Annotated in this window: 20 protein-coding genes; 9 read left to right on the forward strand and 11 right to left on the reverse strand. The window is 50.7% G+C overall.

Features of this window, described 5'->3' with window-relative positions:
* Window positions 1–82: 82 nt before the first annotated feature.
* The 3 genes from ACYVJM_RS04330 to ACYVJM_RS04340 all read right to left on the reverse strand — a co-directional run bounded on the left by ACYVJM_RS04330 (window position 83) and on the right by ACYVJM_RS04340 (window position 3,948).
* Window positions 83–1,714, reverse strand: a complete 1,632-nt coding sequence (locus ACYVJM_RS04330) for an ABC-F family ATP-binding cassette domain-containing protein (RefSeq protein ID WP_461146972.1) — start codon at window positions 1,712–1,714, stop codon at window positions 83–85.
* A 108-nt stretch (window positions 1,715–1,822) separates the two neighbouring features.
* Entirely contained in the window at window positions 1,823–2,899 is a 1,077-nt protein-coding gene (locus ACYVJM_RS04335; RefSeq protein WP_461147728.1) for a formylglycine-generating enzyme family protein, read from the reverse strand.
* A 116-nt stretch (window positions 2,900–3,015) separates the two neighbouring features.
* A complete protein-coding gene (locus tag ACYVJM_RS04340; RefSeq protein WP_461146973.1) occupies window positions 3,016–3,948 on the reverse strand; it encodes an EamA/RhaT family transporter in 933 nt (310 codons plus the stop codon).
* 100 nt (window positions 3,949–4,048) lie between these two features.
* Between ACYVJM_RS04340 and ACYVJM_RS04345 the strand changes: the two genes are divergently transcribed.
* The 3 genes from ACYVJM_RS04345 to ACYVJM_RS04355 all read left to right on the forward strand — a co-directional run bounded on the left by ACYVJM_RS04345 (window position 4,049) and on the right by ACYVJM_RS04355 (window position 7,495).
* Window positions 4,049–4,720 carry a PorT family protein gene (locus ACYVJM_RS04345; RefSeq protein WP_461146974.1) on the forward strand — a complete coding sequence of 224 codons (672 nt, stop codon included), beginning with the start codon at window positions 4,049–4,051 and terminating at the stop codon, window positions 4,718–4,720.
* 236 nt (window positions 4,721–4,956) lie between these two features.
* Window positions 4,957–6,243: an Hsp70 family protein gene (locus ACYVJM_RS04350; RefSeq protein WP_461146975.1), complete on the forward strand. Its 1,287-nt coding sequence runs from the start codon at window positions 4,957–4,959 to the stop codon at window positions 6,241–6,243.
* 127 nt (window positions 6,244–6,370) lie between these two features.
* A complete protein-coding gene (locus ACYVJM_RS04355; RefSeq protein WP_461146976.1) occupies window positions 6,371–7,495 on the forward strand; it encodes a serine hydrolase domain-containing protein in 1,125 nt (374 codons plus the stop codon).
* A gap of 536 nt (window positions 7,496–8,031) precedes the next feature.
* Here ACYVJM_RS04355 and ACYVJM_RS04360 read toward each other — a convergent pair.
* Window positions 8,032–9,390, reverse strand: coding sequence for a carbohydrate-binding protein (locus tag ACYVJM_RS04360; RefSeq protein ID WP_461146977.1), 1,359 nt, complete (start codon window positions 9,388–9,390; stop codon window positions 8,032–8,034).
* 185 nt (window positions 9,391–9,575) lie between these two features.
* Between ACYVJM_RS04360 and ACYVJM_RS04365 the strand changes: the two genes are divergently transcribed.
* Window positions 9,576–11,471 (forward strand): YgiQ family radical SAM protein, encoded by a 1,896-nt coding sequence (locus ACYVJM_RS04365; protein ID WP_461146978.1) that lies wholly within the window; start codon window positions 9,576–9,578, stop codon window positions 11,469–11,471.
* Window positions 11,472–11,562: 91 nt separating this feature from the next.
* On the opposite strand, the gene ACYVJM_RS04370 is transcribed toward ACYVJM_RS04365, so the two are convergent.
* Window positions 11,563–12,303, reverse strand: coding sequence for an EcsC family protein (locus ACYVJM_RS04370; RefSeq protein ID WP_461146979.1), 741 nt, complete (start codon window positions 12,301–12,303; stop codon window positions 11,563–11,565).
* A gap of 107 nt (window positions 12,304–12,410) precedes the next feature.
* Here ACYVJM_RS04370 and ACYVJM_RS04375 point away from each other — a divergent pair, with 107 nt between their 5' ends.
* Complete coding sequence (locus ACYVJM_RS04375) at window positions 12,411–13,133, forward strand: murein L,D-transpeptidase catalytic domain family protein (RefSeq protein ID WP_461147729.1); 723 nt, start codon at window positions 12,411–12,413, stop codon at window positions 13,131–13,133.
* On the opposite strand, the gene ACYVJM_RS04380 is transcribed toward ACYVJM_RS04375, so the two are convergent.
* The 3 genes from ACYVJM_RS04380 to ACYVJM_RS04390 all read right to left on the reverse strand — a co-directional run bounded on the left by ACYVJM_RS04380 (window position 13,103) and on the right by ACYVJM_RS04390 (window position 17,671).
* Entirely contained in the window at window positions 13,103–14,317 is a 1,215-nt protein-coding gene (locus tag ACYVJM_RS04380; RefSeq protein ID WP_461146980.1) for a L,D-transpeptidase family protein, read from the reverse strand. The genes ACYVJM_RS04375 and ACYVJM_RS04380 overlap by 31 nt on opposite strands.
* A 231-nt stretch (window positions 14,318–14,548) precedes the next feature.
* A complete protein-coding gene (locus ACYVJM_RS04385; RefSeq protein WP_461146981.1) occupies window positions 14,549–15,130 on the reverse strand; it encodes a fasciclin domain-containing protein in 582 nt (193 codons plus the stop codon).
* A gap of 141 nt (window positions 15,131–15,271) precedes the next feature.
* Window positions 15,272–17,671 carry a gliding motility-associated C-terminal domain-containing protein gene (locus ACYVJM_RS04390; RefSeq protein WP_461146982.1) on the reverse strand — a complete coding sequence of 800 codons (2,400 nt, stop codon included), beginning with the start codon at window positions 17,669–17,671 and terminating at the stop codon, window positions 15,272–15,274.
* Between the two features lie 442 nt (window positions 17,672–18,113).
* On the opposite strand from ACYVJM_RS04390, the gene ACYVJM_RS04395 reads away from it, so the two are divergent.
* Window positions 18,114–18,581: an FKBP-type peptidyl-prolyl cis-trans isomerase gene (locus ACYVJM_RS04395; RefSeq protein ID WP_461146983.1), complete on the forward strand. Its 468-nt coding sequence runs from the start codon at window positions 18,114–18,116 to the stop codon at window positions 18,579–18,581.
* 96 nt (window positions 18,582–18,677) lie between these two features.
* A complete protein-coding gene (locus ACYVJM_RS04400; protein WP_461146984.1) occupies window positions 18,678–19,652 on the forward strand; it encodes an L-threonylcarbamoyladenylate synthase in 975 nt (324 codons plus the stop codon).
* Here the strand turns inward: ACYVJM_RS04400 and ACYVJM_RS04405 are convergent.
* The 3 genes from ACYVJM_RS04405 to ACYVJM_RS04415 all read right to left on the reverse strand — a co-directional run bounded on the left by ACYVJM_RS04405 (window position 19,630) and on the right by ACYVJM_RS04415 (window position 23,006).
* Window positions 19,630–20,703, reverse strand: coding sequence for a phosphotransferase family protein (locus ACYVJM_RS04405; protein WP_461146985.1), 1,074 nt, complete (start codon window positions 20,701–20,703; stop codon window positions 19,630–19,632). The two genes, ACYVJM_RS04400 and ACYVJM_RS04405, sit on opposite strands and share 23 nt — an antisense overlap.
* 13 nt (window positions 20,704–20,716) lie before the next feature.
* The gene (locus ACYVJM_RS04410; RefSeq protein ID WP_461146986.1) at window positions 20,717–21,991 is read right to left on the reverse strand and encodes an acyl-CoA dehydrogenase family protein; all 1,275 of its coding nucleotides are present in this window, start codon (window positions 21,989–21,991) and stop codon (window positions 20,717–20,719) included.
* A 94-nt stretch (window positions 21,992–22,085) separates the two neighbouring features.
* Entirely contained in the window at window positions 22,086–23,006 is a 921-nt protein-coding gene (locus ACYVJM_RS04415) for a 1-aminocyclopropane-1-carboxylate deaminase/D-cysteine desulfhydrase (RefSeq protein ID WP_461146987.1), read from the reverse strand.
* Between the two features lie 72 nt (window positions 23,007–23,078).
* Between ACYVJM_RS04415 and ACYVJM_RS04420 the strand changes: the two genes are divergently transcribed.
* Both ACYVJM_RS04420 and ACYVJM_RS04425 read left to right on the forward strand, forming a co-directional pair.
* Window positions 23,079–24,128: an RluA family pseudouridine synthase gene (locus tag ACYVJM_RS04420; protein ID WP_461146988.1), complete on the forward strand. Its 1,050-nt coding sequence runs from the start codon at window positions 23,079–23,081 to the stop codon at window positions 24,126–24,128.
* 72 nt (window positions 24,129–24,200) lie between these two features.
* A complete protein-coding gene (locus ACYVJM_RS04425) occupies window positions 24,201–24,653 on the forward strand; it encodes a GNAT family N-acetyltransferase (protein ID WP_097124997.1) in 453 nt (150 codons plus the stop codon).
* Window positions 24,654–24,657 lie beyond the last annotated feature (4 nt).

Raw genomic sequence — 24,657 nt, forward strand, 5'->3', positions numbered from 1 at the left:
AAAACTACCCTCACCGGCTAAAAAAAGTGGCTGATTCGTCTGAATCAGCCACTTCACCAAAATCAATTTATGCGTTAACCCGTTAGGCAACAGCTTCGTACAGTTCTTCGCGCTGCGCTTTAACGCGCTCGTCGGTGAGGTATTCATCGTAGGTCATGAGCTTGTCCAGAATACCCGCCGGTGTAATCTCGATAATCCGGTTGGCCACCGTTTGCACAAACTGGTGATCGTGCGAAGTAAACAGAATTGGCCCCTTAAAGTCGATCAGGCCGTTGTTCAGCGATTCGATGGATTCGAGGTCAAGGTGGTTGGTTGGCTCGTCGAGCATCAGGAGATTAGCCCCCGACAGCATCATTCTCGATAACATACACCGCACCTTCTCTCCCCCGCTCAATACAGTTGCTTTCTTTAGTGACTCTTCACCGGAGAACAGCATCCGTCCAAGGAATCCGCGGATGAAGCTTTCGTCTTTCTCAACCGAGTACTGCCGCAGCCAGTCGACCAGGTTAAGATCGGTCTGGAAGAATTTCTCTTTTTCGGCATCCGTCGGGAAGTACGACATCGTGATCGTAATTCCCCAGCGGAAGGTTCCGGAATCGGCCTTGCGCTCACCCGCCAGGATGTCCAGCAGGGCTGAAACGGCCAGTCCATCGCGGCTAAACAGGAATATTTTATCCTGCTTATTCATCGTGAACGACAGGTTTTCAAATAGCTTCGTTCCGTCTTCGGCCGTATAGGTCAGGTTCTCGACCGTCAGGATCTGGTCTCCGGGTTCACGCTCGGCTTTAAAGTTCACGTATGGATACTTTCGCGAAGAAGGTTGAATATCTTCTAGCGTCAGTTTTTCAAGCAGCTTGCCCCGGCTGGTAGCCTGTTTGGATTTCGATGCGTTGGCCGAGAAGCGACGAATAAACTCTTCAAGTTCTTTGCGCTTATCTTCCGTCTTCTTGTTCTGATCCTGCCGTTGCTTCAGCGCGAGTTGACTCGATTCATACCAGAATGAATAGTTACCCGCAAAGAGTTTCACTTTGCTGAAGTCAACATCGACAATCTGCGTACAAACCTGATCCAGAAAGTGCCGGTCGTGGGAAACCACGATAACCGTATTTTTAAAGTTCGCCAGGAAGTTTTCGAGCCACAACACCGATTCCACGTCGAGGTTGTTGGTCGGCTCGTCAAGCAGCAGTACATCCGGGTTACCAAAGAGCGCCTGCGCCAACAGAACCCGTACTTTCTCGGAGCCATTCAAGTCGCTCATCATCGAGTAGTGCAGGTTTTCTTTAATGCCAAGTCCGGACAGTAGGCTAGCCGCATCCGACTCCGCATCCCAGCCGTTCATCTCGGCAAATTCCGATTCGAGTTCGGCAGCTTTTTCGCCATCGGCATCCGTAAACTCTTCCTTAGCATACAGAATATCTTTTTCCTGCATGATGTCATACAGGCGTTTGTTGCCCATAATGACGGTTTGCAACACAGGAAACTCATCGTAGGCGGCCTGATTCTGGTTCAGCACCGACATCCGTTCGCCGGGTGTCATGGCAACCGAACCCGTTTGCGGCTCAATTTCGCCCGATAATATTTTCAGAAACGTTGATTTACCCGCCCCGTTCGCGCCAATGACGCCGTAACAGTTGCCGGAAGTAAATTTTATAGTTACGTCGTCGAAAAGCACCCGCTTACCATAGCGCAGTGAGACGTTTTGTACCGATACCATCTTGTAATTCCCTTTTCAGATTGAGCCGCAAAGATACGAATTTTTAACGGGATTCGGGGCGTTTTGGTCAAGGTTGAGAATAAGACCATTTTCTTTTCCCGGCGGGATTTACTTGTCCCGCACGCACCGGAAACCGAGGTTGTTGCTACCGCTGCTGATTTCACCTTTACCCCGGCTGCCCGCCTTGTAGCGAACGCAATACTGGTCACTACAGAGGAACGAGCCGCCCCGTTGTACGTGTTTTACAGCACCGGGTTCTTCCGGGTCGTAGCTGTCCGAAGGGCCCTGAGGGTCCGTTTTGGGCGATTTCATGTAGTAGTCCGGCCGGTACAAGTCCTGACACCACTCCCACACGTTGCCGTCCATATCGTAAAGACCGTAGGGATTAGCCGGAAATGACTTAACCGGGGCCGCCCCTACAAAGCCATCTTCGTTGGTGTTCTTCGATGGGAAATCGCCCTGGTAGATGTTGGCAATCCATTTGCCCGATGGTTTCAATTCTTCGCCCCAGTAATACGTTCGGTTTCCTTTCCCACCCTGGGCGGCAAATTCCCATTCGGCTTCGGTAGGCAAACGCTTTCCGGCCCATTTGGCGTAGGCAGCGGCATCTTCATAGCTAACATGGATAACCGGCTCGTTCTCGTGCCCTTTTATACTACTTTTCGGGCCGTTGGGATGATTCCAGCTAGCGCCTTTTACATACTCCCACCACTGCAGTGGATTGGCCAGCGAAACCTTTTGGGTGGGTGGTGTAAAAACCGCCGACCCCGGTACCAATTCCTGGGCTGGTACATCCGGATAATCGGCCGGATTCAGCGGACGTTCGGCCACGGTAACATAGCCGGTAGCGGCCACAAAGCGGGCAAATTCGGCGTTGGTTACCTCGTGCGTATCCATCCAGAACGCTTTCACGGTAACCGAATGCACCGGGCGGGCGTCCGGAAATTCGTCGGAACCCATCAGGAATGTACCACCTGGAATGAGGGCCATGTCTGCCGTACTACCAGCCCCGGCGGCTGCACCGGAGGAGGCATTTCGGATGGCGGCTGATCGGGACGGCATTCCCTTCGCCACACAGGCAGCCGCCGAGTCTGCCGCCCGGGCTTGTTCATTCGTTGATTCGTTGGTCGTGTTACAGGCGGCCAGGCCCGCAAGCAGCATGAACCCTAAACAGGCCTTCAGCATAGTACTATCGTTTACTTTCCCCGATTTTGAGGGCGTCATCGTCTTTATAATGGATTTCTTTTGTCCGTTTCGTCTTAAAGTTAGTCCGTCGGGTAGACCTACTGACTTTTTCAATTCTATACTTTAGCCAGTTCCTGCCACGAGATGAGGGCGATAGCTACCACGGCCAGTCCAAGACCAAGCTTATTGGCAGTTGACAATTGTTCCCGAAAAAATAAAGCTGCTACCACCGCTGCCAGCAAGATAACGCCAATGTTGTATAACGGATAAACGAACGCGCCGTTACTACCAAACGCCGAAAGTGCCAGCAACAGGGTATAAAAACTCAGAAAGTTGGGTACGCCCAGGGTTACGGCACCTGCCAGACTCCGAAGCTGGATCTTCTCTTTCCCCTGAATAACGCGTACCAGCAACATCAGCAGTCCGGCAGCTACGGCTCCTAAAACCATAGTGAGCGTTACCTGAACGGTTTTATCGGCCGATGGGATATATCGCAGGTTCATGAAGTTGATCATAGTGTTCGTCGCGCCATAAAACAGAAAAACGGCCACCGGCAAAAGGGCGCTCAGGCCCAGTCGGATTGTTTTTGGTGAAGACCCATCCACCTGCTTTTCAACGGTCGTTTCTTTTTTATACGTGCTCAGCCCAACCGCGACCAAAGCCAGTACCAGGCCCAGGTAGTTTAACCTATCGAACGCAACAGCACCGCCCCCTGCCTGAAAGACGAACAAACTAAAACAGACTGGAATCACCAGAGAGAGGTTATTGGCGAGTGAGGTGGCTGTAATGCCCATACGCTGTGTAGACGCCCCCGACAGGAGAAACGTCAGGATAAATCCTACGCCAAGCCCAAGGGCCAGCCAGGTCCAGGTCTGGGAGAAGTCAACGGAAAATGTTTGCCCGGATGGCAGGAGCAGCAACCCCGTGATGAAGCAGACGGGATAGTTAAAAACAATGGCTTGAAACGTGTTAATCTCGTAGCGCGGGAATAACCGAAAATTCAGCAATAGCAGCACTGATAGCAGAATACTAAGGCTTAAAAAAAGCATGGACGGAGGGTTGCGGGTTGGTAAATTTTAGGCTAAGTTAATTCACACTTCGGTTGTGCGCTTATCTTTAATCAACCGACTTGAAAATGACATCCCCGTTATGAGCAGGAACCTTCTCTTTCTATTAACGCTCGTCTGCTTACCAGCCGCTCTGTGTCTGGGTCAGCGGAAACTGGCTGTTTCGGCGACCGTTGCTCCCACCCTGTCGCATACGAATTATTTATACCGGTACTACTATCCCAACAGCGATGGCCAAATTGTGGAACCTGTATACATGAATGGAATCCGCTGGGCTATGGGGTATTCGGCGGGTGCTTCCGTCGTTTATACGTATGCGCCCGGCTGGTCTGTTTCATCCGGTCTATTATTTCAGCAGTTAACCACTCGCCAGGCCCGACAAATTGCCGCCGGCGACGGTACCACGACTATTCATAACCGGGCCATTCGCATTCCATTGTTCCTGAATTACGCATCTTCGACAAAGTCGCTGTCGCCTTACTTTTCATTTGGTCTGTTGACCGACATTCCTCTGCCCTCGCGCGTCGTGGTTACCCGAATGGGGCAATCGACGCAGTATCTAACACTTGAAACCAGCCCCCGCCCCATACTACACCTCCTGGCGGGCATAGGTGGAAAATACCAGATCAGCAAGCGCTATACCGTGATGGCCCAACCCGTGTGGACCTATAAATTCGGACAAATTGGAGGAGCCAACACCTATAACTCTTCCTTTGAGGTTAGCCTGTTAACCCAGCTGGCTTACACATTTTAGTCCCGTACCAACCATTCTGCCTGGACGATTAGCCAATTCCTGCCCGACACCGGCCGGTTGGTATTACTGCATTATCTATCGTCTGGATGTGTTTAAAAGCAGGATTTTAGAACAAGCAACCGCTTTTAGGTGTACATTTGCGCCCTTTTATTCAGTAAACGACCTGTATTTAGGTGACTCCCTGTATTTTCTAAACAGTGATAAACCATGTGCAGCTATAGTTAAGGCAGCTACGAATGACAAATATTTCCTGCGGAATAGACTTTGGCACCTCCAATTCAAGTATTGCCATTGCCCGCGACGGCAACGTAAACCTGGTGCCGGTTGAGCAGGCGCAGGTTACCATACCCAGCGCCATTTTCTTCCGGCGCATCGACAACAAAGCGGTTTATGGCCGGCTAGCCATCAACATGTTCCTCGATCGGCAGGATGGCCGGTTTATGCGGAGTTTAAAGCGGGTGTTGGGAACATCGCTCATGAAGCAGGGAACGCTTGTCAATGGCGCATCCATGAACTTCTCCACCATTATTACCTCTTTTTTAAAACACATAAAAGACAAGGCCGACGCGGTGGCTGGTCAGGAAATCGATACTGTCGTGATGGGCCGCCCCGTTCACTTTGTCGACAATGATCCACAGGCCGACATACAGGCGCAGGCCGAATTACAAGCCATTGCGCAGCGCATCGGATTTAAAAACATCGAATTCCAGTTTGAACCCATTGCCGCTGCTTTTGCGCACGAAGCCCGGCTCACCAGCGAGAAACTGGCTATCGTTGCCGATCTGGGGGGTGGAACATCGGATTTTACGGTCATAAAGCTGTCGAATCAATACATCCATAAAGCTGACCGCTCACAGGATATTTTAGCCAATACCGGGATTCGCGTGGGAGGTAACGACTTCGACAAAGAGTTGAGTCTGGCGGCTCTCATGCCCGAAATAGGGTATCGCAGTACGTACGGCGACAAGCGGCTGGAGGTACCTCTGAAACCCTTCCATGACCTGGCCGAATGGAGTAAGGTCAATTTTTTGTACACGCCGAAGGTCATCCAGCAGGTACGGCAGTTGCTCCACCAATCGCACGACAAAACACGGTACCGGCGGCTGTTGCAGGTGCTCGAAGACGAGACCGGCCACACGTTACTGTCGGCCGCCGAAGGGACTAAAATCGCCCTCACAGCCGAAACTGCGCACAACGCTCCTTTGGACTTTATCGAAAATGGCTTCTTCATACCGGTTCAACGGGCCCTATTTGAAAAAGCCATCGAAGATGAGGTGGAAAAGATTTCCCTTTCAGCCAGAGAGTGTATCCAACTGGCGGGCATCAGCAATGACGACATCAACCTGGTCATTCTGACGGGTGGTTCCACCGAAGTAAAGTCGATCCAGACCGAGTTTCGTCAGCTGTTCCCAAAAGCCGCCATCGCCGACGAGAATAAACTGTCCAGCGTTGGACTGGGTCTGGCCTACGATAGCCAGTATAAATTTGGCGCCGGTAATCGGGTTAACTTGACAACACCTTGATACCGGCCATGGGTTTGGTAACCCCAAAGGCGACTTAGCGGGAATTAGGACTATGAAATACGTGCAATTTAAGTAGCTTTAGGCAACGAGTTCATCTCCTCTGGCTCTTTGTAAAAAACGCTGCCCAATGCCTTTTTCGCGACTCACGTTTCATTGTCTTTGCCTGTTCACAAGTCTGCTGACGACCCTTACCGGCAACGCCCAGGTAGTTCAAACCTTTAAGACCAATGGACAGATTGATACATTGGTCAGGGCGCTGATGGATAGTGCCCACGTGCCTGGGTTATCGATAGCCGTCATTCAGAATGGCCAGCTACGCTACAGCAAGGGGTACGGTTTAACCAAGTCAGACTCGACCCAGGCGGTTAGCTCAGCAACAATCTTTGATGCAGCTTCCCTGAGTAAGCCTGTATTTGCGTATACGGTGCTACGGTTGGTCGAACAGGGAATACTTGATCTGGACAAACCGCTTTTTGAGTACCTACCTTACCCGGATGTTGCCGACGATGAGCGGTACAAAAAAATAACAGCCCGACTGGTGCTGAGTCATCGAACAGGTTTTCCAAACTGGCGTAAAAACCGAAGGGCACCCCAACTGGCAATGGCAGCCTCTCCCGGTGAACGATTCGGCTACTCGGGTGAAGGCTACGTTTACCTGCAAAAAGTTGTGGAGAAGATTACGGGCAAGTCGTTGAATACGATCGCGACGGAGCTGGTGTTCAGGCCCCTGCAAATGACCCGAAGCAGCTACATCTGGAACCCGGCCTTCGACGCTAACTTCGCCCTGCCGCACAATCAGGAGGGAGCACCCGAAACAAAATACAAATCCAGCCAGGCGAATGCCGCCTATTCACTGCAAACCACGGCCGACGATTACGCACGATTTATACTAGCCATCATGACCTCAAATGGGCTAAAACCGGCCACTATCGACCAGATGCTGACAGCTCAGGGGCGGTTGCCTGCTACCTTTTCGGGTGGTGAAACCCTTTCGCCAACGCTCAGTTGGGGCCTGGGGTTTGGCTTAGAGAACACCCCTACCGGCGACTATTTCTGGCACTGGGGCGACAACGACACGTATAAATGCTATCTGGTAGGCAATCGCAAGCGACTGGAGGCAATCGTCTATTTTACAAATTCAGCCAACGGCTTAAGCCTGATCGACGAGATAACCCGCCGGTTCATGGGTTTCACAACATCGACAGTCAAATTCCTGGGGTATAAATCGTACAAAAAGACTCGAAAGGACTAAGGGTACAGTGTACAATGGCCCGACGGCAACTCTCAGTCACAAAGCAAGTTTTAGTCACCACCATATCTATTAAGTTTACTAAATTTATTCTTAGATGATTTGAGGTAATCCATAAATTTCCTCATAATCACCAGTCAATGCGTTCCGCTTCCCCCATAATCCCAGAAGATCTGAAGCTATAAGAATAAATGTTAAGCATCTAACAGTTAATGACTTACCATTTAGTGATGTTGCGTACAATAATATGTTGGGTGGCGCGAACAAGATGGGCGTTTAAGGCGGGCTACCGGCGACAGGTTGCAGACAGTAAGGTCAACACCGACAGACCAACAGCCCATGTGTGTAAATGTTTCCCTACGGTCGCCATCACCACTTCAAGGCGTTGGGTGAACCCATCTCAAGCCATACACCACAGTCAGTCGGCATTATCGTACTTGTAAGCCATAAACTCGTCTATCCTTTACGTTTACAAAATATAGGCAGTTCTAACTTCGGTTCATGAATCTAAAAACCTAACGCCGGCACATCTTCAGACGTTAGTTTTCCGGGACATACCAGAACGGAATGGTTATTAGCTCTTCGGGTTTGGCGAGAGAGTCGGCTTGGAGGGCGATGCGAAGTGTGTTTTTGCCCGTTTTGAGGTTACTTGGTATGAGAACCGTTTGCCAGCCGCGCTGTTCCAGAGAGCCGCGTCGCGTAAAGAGAAGGTCCGGGTTAGCGTATAAGGAGTCATTGACCGAAATGCGCACCAGTCGGTTGGTTTGCTGGTTACTCCACTCGGCGATGAGTCGTCGCTTCTCGGTTCGGGGTAGCGTGTCGTTCCACTTAGGTTCGGGAGCCAGCCGGGTCAGCAGCGTATCCAGTGCTTTGGGGTAGGCGATGTATAGCCGGATAAAAGGCTCCCGAATCACATCAGCCTGAATAGCGGCTACATCAACATAAGCATCCTCGGCAAGTTGATTATCGTAGGCAGTCGGGTTGACAAATAGACTATCGACGCGGGCCGTGTAGAGATGGCGTCGGTTGAACGTCGAAATCCGCCGATCGGTACGGGCAAGGTCAGACGCATACTCAGTCATGAACAGCACAAAGAAAACAACGACCACCATAGCCATCGTTCGCAGAATTTTCTGATAAGGCAGATGGCTGTAAAATGTATTGGTAATGAACAGGAAGGGACGGTGCATACCCCAGTACATCAATTTACTAACGGTCATTAGCCGGTATTGCCAGGCCGTGCCGGTTGGGGTTGCCCGCACTTTTGGCAGACTTAACACGATGCTGGCCAGCACATAGAGTCCAAAAAATACGGAAGCACCAATCTTGACAATCTGCCAGATTTCTGGCGTCAAGGCGGGCCGCAGTACCGAATAGATCAGGAGGATAAGCAGATAAGCGATCGCCACGAAAAATAGCAGTAGCACAAACAGGAAAGCTATGGCAAAAACGATATTGCACCGCTGGTCGAGTCGAAGGATGTACCGGTCGAGTGGCCCCATCTCATCGGCCATTTTCTTTTGTGCATAAGGGGTTGTGAACGGGATTCGGTCGTAGTGGATGCCGCTCGGGTACACGGCCAGCAACCCAACAAGCCCCACCCAGAATGCCCGCATCACAAAATTGATCAGGAAGGCACCGAACAGCACATAACAGGTTGCCTTCATCATGCTATAAGCCAGCGATGAAAGAAGGGTTTGTACCCCCTGCTCCTGACTCATAAAATTATACCGCAAATAATCGTATGCCTGATCGAACAGGTCTGTCAACTGCAATATTCCGAACAGGGCCGCTCCCGAAATGACGAGTTCAAGATTCCAGCTCTGCGTGGTCAATTCACGTAACTTTTCCTGCTGATCGGGCAGGATTGACGGTTCAGGATTAGGCGATTCGGTCACGAAAGTCGAGTAAAGTTGGGATGGGTATCGTTCAAAAATAGCGAAAAAGGCGAATACTGGTACCTGAATGCACTATTTCAGCGAAGTACAATCCCGTAATTCGCCAGGGAGAATGCACGATTCCTACCGACCAGATGAATCATTTCAAAAATTCAGTGTTTTTAAGGTACAAATTTCACGAACTCATGATTGAAAGACCCCTTACAGACTGGTTGCCTCTGACGATGAAAGAAGTCGAGAAAAGAGGCTGGGACGAAGTCGACATCGTACTGGTATCAGGCGATGCTTACGTCGATCACCCGGCTTTTGGAACCGCTGTGATCGGCCGCATTATGGAAAGCGAAGGATTTCGTGTAGCCATTATTGCTCAGCCTAACTGGAAAGACGACCTGCGCGACTTCAAGAAGTTCGGTAAGCCAAAGTATTTCTTCGGTGTAACGGCGGGCTGCATGGACTCGATGGTCAATCACTACACGGCCAATAAACGCCTGCGCTCCAATGACTCCTATACCCCCGGTGGGGAAGCGGGTTTCCGGCCCGACTATGCCACCATCGTCTATACCAAAATACTGAAAGAACTGTATCCCGATGTGCCCGTATTACTGGGCGGTATTGAGGCTTCCCTGCGCCGGGTTACGCACTACGACTACTGGCAGGATCGGCTGATGCCTTCCATTCTGGTTGATGCCGGCGCCGATATGCTGGTCTACGGCATGGGCGAGCAACCCCTTCGCGAAATCCTGAGGCTGGCCCGGCAGAATGTACCCTTCTCGTCGATGCGCAACATCAACCAGGTGGCTTTTATGCACGACGCCGATACAGAACTGCGGGAGTATAATGATTGGAGTTCGGTCGAACTGGCGAGCCACGAAGTATGCCTGGAAGACAAGATCAAGTACGCTGCCAATTTCAAGATTGTAGAGGTTGAGTCGAACAAATGGCAGGCCAACCGGATTCTGCAACGCGTAGGCAATCAAATTCTGGTTATCAACCCGCCGTTCAAGACGATGGAAGAGGCCGAAATCGATAAATCCTTCGATTTGCCGTACACCCGTCTACCCCACCCCAAGTACAAAAAGCGAGGTCCGATTCCGGCTTACGACATGATCAAGTTCTCGGTCAATATGCACCGGGGCTGTTTTGGCGGGTGTAGCTTCTGCACGATTTCGGCTCACCAGGGCAAGTTTGTGGCTTCGCGGAGCGAAGCGTCGGTACTGAAAGAAGTTGACGAGATCACAAAGCACCCTGATTTTAAGGGGTATATTTCTGACCTGGGCGGTCCATCGGCCAATATGTACAAAATGAAGGGTAAAGATGAGTCGATCTGCGCCCGTTGCCAGAGCCCAAGCTGTATTCACCCGGTAATCTGCTCGAACCTCGACACGTCGCACAAACCTATGACCGAGTTGTACCGCAAGGTAGATGCCAACCCCAAAGTCAAGAAAGCCTTTGTTGGTTCGGGCGTGCGCTATGATTTGCTGGTCGATGATTTCAACAAAAATAACAGCGACGGCAACCACGACGAATACATGGAGCAGCTGGTTACGCGCCATGTGTCGGGTCGGTTGAAAGTTGCCCCTGAACACACGGCCGACGATACACTTCGGGTGATGCGGAAGCCATCCTTCCGGTATTTCAAGCTGTTCAAGCAGAAATACGATAAGATTCAGGAAAAATATAACCTGAAACAACCTCTTATCCCCTACTTCATTTCGTCGCACCCCGGCTGTGAGGAACAGGATATGGCCAATCTGGCGGCTGAAACGAAAGACATGGGTTTCCAGCTCGAACAGGTTCAGGACTTTACGCCAACACCTATGACCGTGGCTGAAGTGATCTATTATTCCGGCGTCCATCCGTATACGCTGAAGCCCGTTAAAACGGCCAAGACGCGGGAAGAGAAACAGGCGCAGAACAACTATTTTTTCTGGTACAAACCAGAATACAAGAACTGGATTCGGAATCGGCTAAACCAGCTTAAACGCCCGGATTTGGCAGAAAAGTTGCTTGGCAGCAGCCGGAAAGAAAGCGCTGCCAAACCATCAAAATTCACCGGCAATTATAAAGGCAAAAAACGATAAAGACTAGTGGACACAGAGCCGCCGGGAACACTGAGGTTAAGTAGTATTAAACTCTTTGTGTTCCCGGCGGCTCTGTGTTCACTGGTTTCGTTTACGCCCGATCGAGACGGTCGGTGTTGTTCATTAACCGCATCCGGTACGCGTTCATGGCCGTCCGGCCGAGCTGATTGACGAGCTGGTAGTTGACCACGATGCCCACAGCGGCTCCAATGCCCGGTATCAACTGTGCCATCTTGGCGAGGTCGATGTAATCTCGGTATTCCTGCTGGAACGTGAGCCAGTCGAACTGATTGATATCCTCGGGTAATTCGCGGCTATGCTGCTCCCAGTTGGCAATGTGCTGATAAACCAATTGCCTGCGTTCCTGGCTGGAAAACGCCAGTTGAAAAATATACAGAATAAATACCCGCTCCCGGTAGTCACTCACCGAAAAACCGTACAAACTGGCTATTTCGAACAGCATTTTCATCTTCAGACCAAGCAGTATTGGGAAATCGGCCAGGCCCAGCAAAAAGCCGCCCGCCCCCGTTACCCCACCTTCGGCAGCGCTTGTTTTCTTGTAAAAGTCAATCCGTCGGGCTACGGCAGCATCGCGCTGGGTTAGCGTTTGCCCTTGTACGGGTGCGCGATTCAGGAACTCCGCCCCGAATAAAACAGCCCGAGTCATTTGCTTGATCGTAGCGGTTATAAGGGCATGAATGCGATCTGGAATGATTCGGTTTATACGACGCTGCAAGGAGGTTGATAACCGGCCAAACCTAGACGGAGGCTTCTGCATGGCCTGTTGCCAGCGAACTAACTCGGTTTGGACAGCTTGTTCGTAAGGGGTCATGTTTCCTATATTTGGCAAAAAGTAGTATCTTCATCGAATCAAAATAGTTGTAAGCTTGTTGATTCTGTATGCATCCTCATAAATCCCGACATCGTAAGTTTGTAGGTATGATGAGCATCCTTTTGGTCATGGTTGCTCTGGTATTCGTTTATTTTGCCGGCACCGGGCTCAAAAGCATACCCAATCCTCCCGCTAAAGCAGCCGAAGCTGTAGCCTCTAAAAGCGGAAAAACAATAGCGCACCTCGACGTCTACGACCAGCTAAATCTAAGCAAAGTTGGCTTAAAGAAAAGCGTTTTTGAATATGCACTTCGTGGCTGGCAAAAAATAGACACGGCAAAGTCCATGCTCACGATCGTTGATCTGAGTCAGCCGTCGAGTCATAAACGGCTGTACGTTGTTGACTTATTCAACAAGAAGCTGCTTTTTAACACCTATGTATCGCACGGCCGCAATTCGGGCGATCTGATGGCCAATCACTTTTCCAATACGGAGTCTTCCTTTCAGAGCAGTCTTGGATTTTACCAGACCCTCAACACCTACATGGGTAAACACGGCCTTTCGCTTCAACTGAAAGGGCTGGAAAAGGGGTTCAACGACAACGTCTACAACCGAAACATTGTCCTTCACGGAGCCGATTATGTTTGTGAGGATATTATTCGTAAGACGGGCCGGTTAGGCCGCAGCCAGGGTTGCCCGGCTGTGCCCTACGCGGAATCTAAAGGTATTATTCAAGCCGTTAAAGGTGGCTCCTGCCTATTTGTTTACTCGCCAAATCCTGACTACCTAAAGCAATCGGCCTACTTATCCAACGAATATACATCGTTGTAAAAACGGAGCTTCCCGGTGGCATCTACATCGGCAACGTTGTAAGCGATAAATACAGGGAATTTCTTCGGAATAGGTAACGTCCGTGGTTTCTGGTCGATCAGGCACTTGTTCATAAAATCGGCATCGAAGGTTTTGGCACCCAATACCAGATTAGCCAGTTCGACCGGTTTCTGCACCCGTACGCATCCGTGACTCCGCCAATGATCCTTGGTAGCTTTAAACAGGTCGCGACTGTTGGTGTCGTGCAAGTAAATAGCCAACGGATTAGCCAGATTGAATTTCAGCAACCCAAGTGAATTTTCGCACCCGGACGCCTGCCGAACGCGGTAAGGGAAATTAGTTTCGGAAAGGGCATCCCAGTCAATTTCTTCCGGGTCGACTTCCTTGTTTTTAGCATCCAGAATCTGGAGGTTCTGATTGTAGATGTACGACAAATCCCGTTTCATACGGGGTAGCATCTCATCAAGCGCAATATTCTGGGGCACATTCCAATAAGGATACATCACAATATCCTGAATATAGGTAGCCATGCAGGGCGTCCGTTTGTCGGGTCGGCCGGTAATCACCTGCATGGGTAACAGGCGCTTGCCCGTCCGATCAAATACGTTCAACTCGCCCGCCGGAATATTGACCAGCACAAACTGATCGGGATCAAACCGATTGATGTACCGATAAAAATTAAGTGTTTGCCGGATAAGCCGTAATGAATCGGCCATAGCTGGATTAGCCGCACTCGATTTCTGTAAACGATTATAATGTGCCGCCAGTTGTTTATACGGTCCGAAAGTCGATACCGTTGCCAACTCGCTGGTGTTTGCTTTGGTTGCCCAGAGTGAGTCAACAGATTCTTTCAACCCGTTGAACTCCATGCGGGACGGTTTCTTGCCATACCGTATTTCCAGAAGCACGTTTGTCAGCCTTGTCTGGTTCTGATCAGCATCCATAGCGGTTGCATATCGACTGGTATCAATCCCAACAGAGGCCGCATACAAACAGGCCTCATGCAGCGACTGTGCCAGTTGCCGGGCTTCTTTTTTAGAGAGATCCTCTTTTTCCTTCTCGACTTTCGCCTGACTTGACTTTTCGGTTTTGTTCGTGATAAAATGACGCCCAACAAAGAAAAGAATGACCAGACCCGCTACCACTGCTACGACAATTCCAATCTTTCTTCCTCGTGTATCCATGCTTGTAAATTCAGTGTGTTTACTTCATATAACACCCTAAACCCATTGATGGTTGTAAATCTATCCACCAATCCGAATTTTCGGTTGCCCACCCGATCGCTAAGATCAATCTATATCTTCGGAAGCCAGTCATCATTTTTTCATCACTGTTATTAAAAAAGCGGTACCCTGAGTTCAACCAGAGCACCGCTTTTTCGTGACTTAATCTAAGCCTGTCACCTACTTCCTGGCTTATTGCCCAGCCGATGTGGGCATCAGTATCGAATCGATTGAATGGACAATGCCGTTGGTTGCTTCAACATCCGCCTGATTGATCGTGGCTGTGCTGCCTGCTCCATCCGTAATGGTGATCGTATCGCCTTGCTTACCTACGGTTAACGTACCACCCGTTACGGTTTTAAGTTTCTGCCCATCCTGTAATTGATCGGCGGTGAATTTGCCTTTCACCACATGGTAGGCCAGTAGCTTGACCAGCTTCGATTTGCCCGCTGGCTTCCATAATTCGTCCATTGTGCCAGCCGGCAATTTTTCAAAAGCTTCATTGGTTGGCGCAAACACAGTATAAGGCCCTTTTCCACTCGCTTGCTCTGTAAGCCCCGATACACGCAGGGCACGAAATAAAATGGTATGATTGGCTGATTTGGCCGCACTGATTGCCAGGTCTTTCCCGGTTGAGCTACCTGACTTTATGGTCGTGGTGGTTGTCGTGGTTGTTTGTGTTGCCGCATTCTGGCTCTGCGCCATAACATGTCCGCCTGTGCCTGCAAAAAGGGCAGTGGCTACCACCCAGCCAAAATATGATTTTCTGTTCATCTGGATTTAGTTGAAAATGGAACAATCGACTCGTTTAATCAACAAGCCCGAAGCAAACGCCCCGTTTTGTTTATTAAACGGTCAATAGGCCAACTAAAATTGTCTTTAAATCGAACAAACTGAGTGAAAGGGAAAATTCAGTCAATGTACTACGGTTAGCTGTCCTCTATACGTATTCGCTAATGGACCTATTCCGGTATGAATCTGATAGGTGTAGATACCACTGTTAACGATCTCCTGCCGGTAGGTACCGTCCCAGGGCTGTGCATATCCTTTCGAATAAAAAACCAGCTCGCCCCAGCGGCTGTAAATAAAGACTTCTGCCTGTGGGAAGGCACTAATGTTGGGAATTATCCAGCGGTCATTTATCCCATCGTCATTAGGCGAAAAAGCGGATGGAATGTATAGCGGCTCCACTACTTCAACGAGGGTAGCGAACGTGGCCAGGCATCCCCCTTCCCCTACCACCGTCAACTGATAGGGCGTTGTCTCGACCGGGCTGGCTTCCGGGCTGGCTACGTCGGTTCGGCTCAGTGCCGTTGGTGGCTCCCATTGATATTGACGGATGGGTTGATCGCTCTGTGTTACCAGCTGAACCGTTGCCCCTTTTGTTATGGCGTATCTGGAAGCCCCCGTAATTCCCGGCGCTGCCGTTACAACAGCCCACCGATTAGCAGAGGCTTTGCACCCATCAATTGATGTAATTGTGTAGGAAAGTCTGTGCCTGCCTACTCCCGCAGCCGTCGGATCGAAACGATTTCCCTGGACACCGGCACCCACATAAATACCCCCGGTGGGTTGTCCCTGTAAAGGAAGAACGGTTGCGTTGGTGATGCAAACCGGTGGCAGCGAATCGAGTTGAACCATCGGGCGGTCAAACTGGCCTATAGAAACCGCATCCGACAGAGCAGTACAACCCATGGGCGAAGTGACGGTAACCTGGTACAACCCTGCCTGACGTGCTTGCAGTAAACGCGATGTGTCCGGCAAGGTTGCTCCATTTTTTTGCCATACATACCGATATCCGTCTGAACTGGCGGCCGTTAACTGAATGGAGGAGTCCGGGCAAAGTTTGGGCGCCGATGCGTTTATCCGGGCGGTAGGCCGTGCATTTATTTTCACGCTGATACTATCGAGACCATCGCAGGCGGCAGCCGTAGTTTTAGACGTTACCTGATAGATACCTGATTCATAGACCCGTATCGTTGACTTGCTCCCTATTATTGACTTGCCATCCCGACGCCACTGGTACTGAGCCCCGGGCTGTTCCTCCGCTTGTATGGTTAATGTATCTCCCGTACAATAGGGAGCCGGGGAGGCTATGGTTAACTTGATCGGGGAGGTATTTGTGAGGGTAACCTTTACCGCCTGCGACATTGTATCATTGGCACACACCTTCGCCTGGCTCTTTACCACGGTATACACTCCCGATTCGGTTATCTTGAGGGTATCCATCGTGGCCCCCCGTAGGTTGGTCCCGTCTTTTTGCCATTGATACGCCCAGACGGCGTTTTTCTCGACCGACAGCACCAACGGTTTTGTAGCACACCAGCTTAAATCGGTTACGGGCACGCCACCCGCCATGACAACCGCCGGAGGGGGCGTATTTTTTGAGCAGTCGACTACCGGCAGCTGGAAATCCCGACGAACAACGCCAATAAGTACGCCATTGCGGTACTCTTCGCACTGTACTGCAAATAAATAAAGTCCTTCCTGATTGGCCCGCACCGTTAGCTGGCCCGTTGCTGAATTGATACTCAAAGGTGGATTACCAGGAATGATGTTGGTTAAGCTATAGCCTGTCCGCCAGGGTATGGTCGGGTAACTGTCCCTGGGTGTGTCATCATAAGTTATGGGTATGCTACGGGTTGTGTAGCCATTTAACGGGGTAACGAGGGAATATTTTAGCTGATCACCGTCGGCATCGGTAGCGCCTGCCTCAAATGTAAAGGGTTTATTGATACAAATGTAATCGCCATTGGGTACCCGAAAATCCGGTGCCGAGTTGGTAAATCTCACCCCATTTTTCGTCATGGGCGGAAATTCCAGGTAAAAAACCATAGCAACGCCAGCCACTATTGCGCTGTTTACATTGGTGAGGTTGTCATTCCGGCAACACCGTTCCCACACCATGTAATACCCATCTGGATCGGTATACTTCGTTACGTCGAATTGATAATTTATATAATATTTGGCCTGCGTAAAACTCAGCTGACGCAGGGCTGCACAGGCTGCATTGTTAAACGTAAGGGGATTCGTTTCCTGAAGCCGGAGCGTAATTCGCTCGATTAGAATGGGGTTTCGCTTGCGATATACCAGTAACGTAACCGACTGATCGCGATTGCCGGAACTTGTTTGGGTTTCATCCCAATACTGATTGAGCTGAAGTCTGAAAAGACCGGGAGTAGTACCCACGGCCCGCATACTTACATCTCCGCCAATGATATGGGTAGCCTGAACACCAATGGATAGCAACAAACCAACGGCCAGCACGATTCCCGTTGTTAACCAACGTGGACTGTCTTTTCTACCCACCTGCATAACACCACTAAAAGTTTGTCAGATCTATTCAGTCTATTTACTATACTACTGAATATACAACGAGTTCGTGGCACTTTGCGTAAGGAGTCCTGATTCTATTTATTGAATGGTTTTCAACGAAACAAGAGCCACAAAAGTGAAATAAGTAGTTAACGTTTTACCTGGATAATATACCCTTGGCTATAAGGTACGGAATCAGGAGCCATAGGAGACCTTTGATCAGGAAGAAAAGAAACCCACCCCATCCAAGCCGTTTGAGCCAGAATTTAAATCGCTCGTTCATAAAGTAAAGTTAGTAATTTCCTGTACCCGTCAAGCACGTGAACTTGAACAGATAAATTAGGGCAAAAAAAGAGGATTAGTACATTTATTAGCGTCTAATAAAGCAACTTTGCCCCGTCGTTTGTTATCAAAGCAAAACTAACATCCGACAAAACCAATCATGAATATTACAAAAGACAAAGTAGCCGCTATCCATTATACTCTACGTGATAGCAACGGTACTATACTGGATTCGAGCGAAGGACGCGACCCATTGTATTACCTTCACGGAGCTAACAACCTGATTCCCGGCATGGAAGAAGGACTGGAAGGCCGTGTAACGGGTGATAAGCTAAAACTGGATGTTGCTCCGGAAAAAGGATATGGAAAGCGTGATCCTCAACTGATCGAAGAAGTTCCGCTGCAGGCATTCGGTGGTCAGCCCATCGAAGTGGGCATGCAGTTCGAAGCGAATGACGGGCAGGTTATCACCGTAACCAATGTCGGCCCGGAAACGGTTACGGTCGACGCTAACCACCCATTAGCCGACCAGAGCCTTCATTTTGACGTTGAAGTTGTAGAAGTTCGGGACGCTACGCAAGACGAACTGGCACACGGACACGTTCACGGTCCGGGTGGACCTCATTAAGAAAACAGGAGCCGGAAAGGGAGCGTAGAAATTCATGCTCCCTTTCCGGCTTATTCCCCTGCTCCTTTTTTATCTCTATCTTTGCACAACGAAATCATGGCACAGATAGGTACGGATACAGGGAAGGCAAAAGAATTTCTGGAAGCGGGAAATGTGGTGGGTATTCCGACAGAAACCGTGTACGGGTTAGCCGGTAATGCCCTCAACACCGACGCTGTTCTACGAATCTTTCAGGTCAAGAACCGACCGTCTTTCGATCCGCTCATCGTTCACACAGATTCCCTCGGCAAGCTCGGACGCTTTGTTACAGATATTCCCGATCTGGCTCAGAAATTAGCTGACACGTTTTGGCCCGGCCCCTTAACCCTGCTGCTTCCCAAGCAAAACCTTATTCCGGACCTCGTCACGTCGGGACTGTCAACAGTTGCCGTCCGCATTCCGAAGCACCCGCTTACGCTGGATTTGCTGCGCTCACTCGATTTCCCACTAGCAGCACCAAGTGCCAATCCTTTTGGCTATATCAGCCCCACTACGGCTCAGCATGTGGCCGATCAGTTAGGCGATCAGGTGCCGTATATCCTGGATGGTGGTCCTGCAGGAGTCGGTATTGAGTCGACGATTATTGGTTTTGACGAAAATATACCGACCGTGTTTAGGCTGGGCGGCATGGCACTGGACCAGATTGAGTCTGTCATCGGGTCGGTTTCGATACGTACGCACTCCACATCGAATCCGCAGGCACCGGGCATGCTGAGCAGCCATTATGCTCCTCGAAAACCGCTTATACTTTTAGCACCGGGAGCAAGTCCACAACCGGGCGAACGTGTTGGTGCGCTGGCATTTCGCGAGCCATTTGGCGGTATTCAGGCCAAACATCAACGGATCCTCTCACCCACCGGCAACCTGAACGAAGCGGCAAAAAACCTCTTTGCCTATCTTCGGGAATTAGATACCCTCGACATTGATGTCATCTACGCCGAACCGCTGCCCAATGCCGGTCTTGGCTGGGCCATGAATGATCGGCTGCGCCGAGCCAGTGTACCGGCAACTACAGCAGTCCCGTTTCAATAGACATTCCTGCCTTCGTAGCCAGTTCAACGATCATGGGTAACAGGTGCCCAAAGCGCGCATCCTGACTGTGCCCCTGTTTCCAGCGAGCGTAGATCTGCTGAGCAATGACGGCGTTTTTGTACAGCCCAAACACGTAGTAGAACAGGCAATTGCTTAAATCGCGTCCGCTTTTGTCCGCGTAGCGACGTACCACTTCCTGTCGGGTAAGGTTGCCCGGAAGCCAGGTCAGATTAAAATTTCTGTAGGCGGAGCTGTCCCCCGCTTCAGACCAATAGGCCAGCGTGGCCCCCAAATCCATGAGTGGATCACCCACAGTAGCCATCTCCCAGTCCAGCACGCCTTTAATAACCGGCAACGGCTCCCCCGTGGCTTCATCGGTGGCAAAGAGGACGTTGTCGAATTTGTAATCGTTGTGTAAAAAGGCCGGGGCCTGTTCAGCGGGGTAATTTTGAAGAAGCCAGTTGCCGGTACGATCCATCGCCGGGATTTCATCGGTTTCGGCATTCCGGTACCGTTTGATCCAGCCTTCTACTTGCCGCTGCACGTAGCCCTCAGGCTTTCCTAATTGTCTGAGGCCAGTGGTGTTTATATCCAGATTATGGATGGCAACGAGATTATCAACCAGCGCTTCAGATAGTTGCCGCATGCGTTCGGGGGCCAAATTCAGCGTTGGTGCCATCGACGCCCGCAAAATCACGCCAGTTATCCGGGTCATTATATAGAACGGGGCACCCAGCACGTCGGTGGTTTCGTCATAGATGATGGGCCGGGGTGTTTGGGTGTAGTGGCCCTGCAAAAGCGACAGTACCCGAAACTCCCGCCCCATGTCGTGCCCCCCTTTAATGGAAGCCCCAAACGGTGGCCGACGCAGTACAAATTCCTCGCTCTCTGTTTGGAGAAGGTATGTCAGGTTGGAGAATCCACCCGAAAACTGACGAATGGTAAGCACTGCACCTATTTCCGGCGCGTTCGCCTGAAGGAACGCGTTCAGCTTTGGTAGATCAAGTTCTTCGCCCGAACGAACCGAACGGGGCAAATCAGGAGTCATCATAAAGAAGTAGTCATCATTCGGCGCTCATCGTTCGCTCGGCCTCCATCAACTGCCGAAACTGACGCAGTTCGCGGGCTTTTTTCTTAACATCCAGACCATAGCTTTTCAGGATATTGATGGCCAGATTCTGCTTGTGCACCTCATCGGCACCATCCCAAATCCGGGCACCCCGCTCGTGCCGGTACATGGCCGACAGTACCGTATCGTCGGTAACCCCCAACGCACCATGCACCTGAATTGCCCGGTCAAGGACCCGCAAAAAGGCGTTCGCCACGTAAAATTTGATGGCTGACACGGCATCCCGTACGTTGCTGACGCCAACGGTATCGATCATGTGCGCCGTGTTGAGAACATACAGGCGGCTGGCATCTATTTCGGCCCGGCTTTCGGCAATAAAGTCCTGAATGAACTGTTTTTCACCAAGCATCACCCCATCTTCAATTTCGCGGGTGGCGGCCCGTTTACACATGAGATCCAGCGCTTTTTCGGCATTGCCAATCCAGCGCATGCAATGGTGAACCCGGCCCGGACCCAGTCGTTCCTGCGCCAGCCGAAAACCCATTCCTTCGCCGGCGATGACATTTGAGACAGGCACGCGGCAATTTGTGTACGTGACCTCGGCATGACTGAACCAACCTTCGCCCGCTTCGCCAAAGACGGGAATATTCCGCTCAATTTTGAAACCTGGTGTATCTGTCGGAACAATGATCATACTGGCTCGCTGGTGCGGAGCGGCATCCGGATTTGTTACAGCCATCACCACGGCAAAAGCGGCTCCATCGGCCGAGGAGGTGAACCATTTCCGCCCGTTAATCACGTACTCATCGCCCTCCCGCACAGCAAGCGTAGCCATACGGGTAGGGTTGGAGCCTGCAAATTCAGGTTCCGTCATCGAGAAGCAGGAACGGATTTCGCCCGCCATCAATGGTTTCAGATACCGTTCCTTCAGCTCGGCTGAGGCAAATTTGTTCAACAGCTCCGTATTGCCAATGTCGGGTGCCTGACAGCCAAATACATAATGGCCGAAAAACGGCGCGTGAGCCAGCGCTTCACTAACCTGTCCGAATTCACAAAGGGTCAAACCGTGTCCACCCTCCTCTTCAGCTAAATGCAGTCCCCACAAGCCAGCAGCTTTAACCTGTTGCCGTTTCTGATCGAGAATGGGGAGAATAGCGCCGAGATTGTGATGCGAAAAGCCGTTTTCAAGTGGAATAAGCTCAGTTTCGACAAAATGACGGACCTGTGCCAGCAACAACCTGACGCGCTCGGTAGTGAATATCGTTTCCATAGTAGGTTCGCCTTCGGGCAAATTATGGTATTTATAGCTTCTAAAGTAGTACTTTTTACAAATGATAGCGACCAACCGTCGCACAGCCACTGGTTCAGCCTATATCCAGCTCACCACTCCTGCCCTGCAGCCCACCGGTATGAACCACCACAACGGAGGCCCCTTCGGGAAAGTAGCCTTTCCGGGCGAGGTCGTAAACTCCGAAAAGCATCTTCCCGGTGTAAACCTGTTCCAAGAGAATACCCGTTCTCTGCTCGAACGTACGGATAAAATTCAGCAATTCCGGCGTCGTTCTGGCGTATCCGCCAAAATGATAATCAGATACCCGATGGCCTCTGGCTGTCGGTGGAAACAAATCTGACAGCCAGAGGCTATCGGGTACTTTTAACACCAGAAAGCCCAACACGCCTGTCTCATTCGGAGCAGACTTTAGCAGACCGGCTACCGTGCCACCCGTACCCACCGGACAACATACGAAATTCGGCGTATGGCCGAGTTGCTGTATAATTTCGGGCATAATTTCCGCAGTACCCTGAATTGCCAGCTCATTCGTTCCACCCTCAGGAATTAGGTAAAACGCCCCAAACCGCGTCCTCAGCTCATCCAGAAAATCGGCATCTTCTTTGCGCCGGTAGTCATTCCGGTTAACGAAATAAAGCTGCATTCCGCATGCCCGGCAGAAAGCCAGTGTACTATTCAGCGGCTTTCCACCAAGTTCGTCTCCGCGCACGACGCCAATTGTTCGAAAACCAAATATCTGTCCGGCGGCAGCCGTTGCATACAGGTGGTTGGAATAGGCCCCGCCAAATGTCAGTAACGTTTCCAGTTTCTGGACGCGAGCTGCCAGCAGGTTATACTTGAGCTTGCGCCACTTATTCCCCGACACTTTTGGATGCAGCAGATCGTCCCGCTTGAGAAACAAACGGATAGCTACTGGCTCAGGAAATGGCGCTTCAATTAAATTAAGAGGTGAGTTGCCTGCCAAATTGGCTAGTTGCCGGGCAAGTTCGTCCATATTCCGTATTTTTGTCGATTCATTACAAACCTAGGCTCTTTTTGAGCGGGAATGGTTTTTTTAGTTATAAAAATGGTGGCGGAAACGGAAGACGAATTACCGGAAGACGACGAATTATACGAGCATCACCGTATTGTGGTGGATAAAGGCCAGAGCCTGCTGCGGATTGACCGCTTCCTGATGGACAGGTTGCAAAATGCCACGCGCACTAAAATTCAGGCCGGTATTGATGCCGAATCGGTTCGGGTAAATGATAAGCCGACAAAAGCCAGCTATAAAATCAAACCCTCGGACATTATTACCGTTTCGCTGCCGCACCCGCCCCGCGAAACGGAAATCAAACCCGAAAACATACCCATTAACATTGTGTTTGAGGACGATGACCTGCTGGTCATTAACAAACCGGCGGGTATGGTTGTCCACCCGGCGCATGGCAACTGGGATGGCACTCTCGTAAATGCACTGGTCTACCACTTTCAGAATCTGCCTACCTCCCGGCATGGCGAAGTCAGGCCGGGGCTGGTTCACCGTATTGATAAGGATACGTCGGGCCTGATGGTAATTGCCAAATCGGAGTTTGCCATGACCTACCTGGCACGTCAATTCTTTGAACACACCATCGAGCGGACGTATAATGCACTGACCTGGGGAGTACCCAGTCCACAAACGGGTACCATCACGGGTTTCATCGGCCGGTCGATAAAAGACCGTAAAGTGCAGGCTATTTACGATGACGAATCAAAAGGAAAGTGGGCCGTTACGCACTACACCACCCTGGAAGACCTGGGTTATGTAGCCCTGGTTCAGTGCAAACTGGAAACGGGACGCACGCATCAGATACGGGCGCATTTCAAGCATATCGGACACCCGCTTTTCAATGATGCCATGTACGGGGGCGACCGGGTTTTGCGCGGCACTCCCGTTGGCAGTTACAAAGCCTTCGTCGAAAATGCGTTTAAACTGCTGCCCCGTCAGGCCCTTCATGCCCGATCCCTGGGTTTCAAACATCCGCGTACGAAGGAATGGCTTCAGTTTGATTCAGACCTCCCCGACGATTTTCAGGCTGCCCTTTCCAAGTGGAAAAGCAGACGGGAAGGCCAGGCGCTTGATATCAACGACTGATCTTACACATTTCAACAAGTCCCATAACGTCCCTCCCTATCACTTAAACAATTACCCAACCCACTCCCTCACATGATTTCAATTCGTCCCGGCACGCGTGCCGACATTCCACAAGCGTTTGATTTAGTTATGGAGCTAGCCGTTTACGAACTGGCTGGCGACCAGGTTTCCAACACCGTTGAGCAGATGGCCGAAGACGGCTTCGGGCCAAATCCATTATTCGGAATGATCATGGCTGAAGATTCAGATAGTCAAAAGATCGTTGGTATGGCGCTGTACTTTTACCGCTACTCCACCTGGAAAGGCAAACGGCTTTATCTGGAAGACATTATCGTGACCGAAGCTTTCCGCGGCTACGGGATCGGCAAACTATTGCTCGATGCAACCATCGAAATGGCCCGCGAAACCAAATGTACCGGTATGATGTGGCAGGTTCTCGACTGGAACGAGCCCGCAATCGGCTTTTACAAGCAGTTTGGCACTCGCTTCGACGATGGCTGGACCAACTGCCATCTGGACTTTTAATTAG

The organism is Spirosoma pulveris, assembly GCF_054781875.1.